Genomic DNA, 1647 nt, shown 5'->3' with positions numbered 1-1647 from the left:
TCCACGGTCTTGTAGTCGCCCGAGACGACCCAGACCTCGCCGCCCACCTCGACCCGGATCTGCGCCGAGCCCGGCACGTGGCCCGCGGGATGGAAGCTGACCCGCGCGGCCCCGATCTGACGCGTCTCGCCGTAGCCGATCGTCTGGAGGCGGATGTCGCCGAGCCGGTGGCGGATGACGGGCGCGGCCGCCTCCGTCGAGAGATAGGCGCCGTGGCCTCCGCGCGCGTGGTCCGAATGCCCGTGCGTGATCAGCGCGCGGGGCACCGGGCGCCAGGGGTCGATATAGGCGTCGGCGGCGGGGCAGTAGATCCCGGCCTCGGTGAACTGGAGGACCATGCCCCCGATATAGGCGCCCGCGACCCCGCGGCGAAAGGCGGCTACTCGTCCTCGATGATGAGGCTGATTTCGCCGTTTTCCTCGAGCCCGCGGATCGCGGCCACGACCGAGGCCATGGCGGCCTCGCCCACGTCGTCGCGCGGGGTTCCCGCGCTCTCGGCCTGGTCGCGGAGCTGCTCGGCCATGCGCTTGGACATGTTCTCGAGCAGGAACTCGACCGAAAGCGGCGCCTTCACGAGGCCCGCGGCCAGCGCCGTGGCGAAGGTCGCACCATCCATCGCCGCGGCGATGCGGGGCACGTCGGCGGCGCTCACGCGGCGGGGGATGTGCTCGAAGGTGAAGATCGCGCGGCGCACGCGGATGGCGAAGTCGGCATCGCGGCTGTCGAGCCCGTCGAGCACGGCGTCGCGCGCGGCGCTGCCCACGGCGTTCAGGATCGCGCCCACGCGGGTCACCGGATCGGTGCGGAAGGCGCGCTTGGGCGCCGCCACGATCTGGGCATGGAGCTGCTCGCCGATCCTGAGCGTCGTGTCGGGCGTCACCGTCTCGGTCAGGGCGACGGCATGGGCGATGAGTTCGGCCCGCGCCGGGGGCAGGTCGGACAGGAGGCTCGCGGCCTTCGCGACGCTGAGCTTGGAGAGGAGGATCGCGCAGATCTCGGCGCTTTCCTCGTCGAGGATGGGGCGCAGCAGGGCGGGCTCCATCGCGGCGAGGCGTAGCCAGGGATCGGTGCCGTCGCCGATCTCCGCCTCGGCCTTCAGCCCGTCGCGCGCCTGCGCCGAGATGTAGGGATCGAGGATCTCGAGCACGTCGTGCATCCCCCGCGGCATGGTCAGCGCGAGGCGGTCGAGGGCGTCCGTGAACTCCGTCACGATGGAGGCGAGCGTGGCGCGGTCGATCTGCCCGAGGCCCGACATGGCGCGGGCGAGCGTTCCCTGCTGCGCGGGCGTCAGCTTGTCGAGGCCGGGCGAGACGCCCTGGCTGAGGAGCAGGCGCACGATTACCGCCGCCTTCTGCCGGCGCGTCAGGTGGTCGGGCGTGATGTCGCGCATGTGCGCGATGGCATCCTCCGCCGCGAAACTCTCCAGCATTGCTCCCGCCCATCCATGAAGTGCCGACCGGCCAGGGAGTGCCGACCGGCCAGCGGCCGGAGTGGTCCGCCCGCGCGACCAGTAGGCCCGAAATGGATGAAGGAACCGTTGAGGGTCGCCGCCGAAATGCCGAGACCGGAGCGTTTCGCGCGGTTTCGGCGCCCGGCGTCAGTAGCCGACCGGGGCGCCGGCCGTGATCCCGCGCGACAGCGCGCGGT

General features: G+C 72.1%; 1 protein-coding gene and 1 pseudogene. Both read right to left on the bottom strand.

Annotated features, from left to right (window positions below; translation table 11 throughout):
* Window positions 1-338: pseudogene (locus ACTS11_RS02000) on the bottom strand (ligase-associated DNA damage response exonuclease); the annotation flags it as partial.
* 41 nt (window positions 339-379) lie between these two features.
* Window positions 380-1429: a FliG C-terminal domain-containing protein gene (locus ACTS11_RS01995; RefSeq protein WP_442638680.1), complete on the bottom strand. Its 1050-nt coding sequence runs from the start codon at window positions 1427-1429 to the stop codon at window positions 380-382.
* Window positions 1430-1647 lie beyond the last annotated feature (218 nt).

This window comes from Roseicyclus sp. (assembly GCF_052168335.1).
GTDB lineage: Bacteria > Pseudomonadota > Alphaproteobacteria > Rhodobacterales > Rhodobacteraceae > Roseibacterium.
This window is presented reverse-complemented; position numbering and strand designations above follow the sequence as displayed.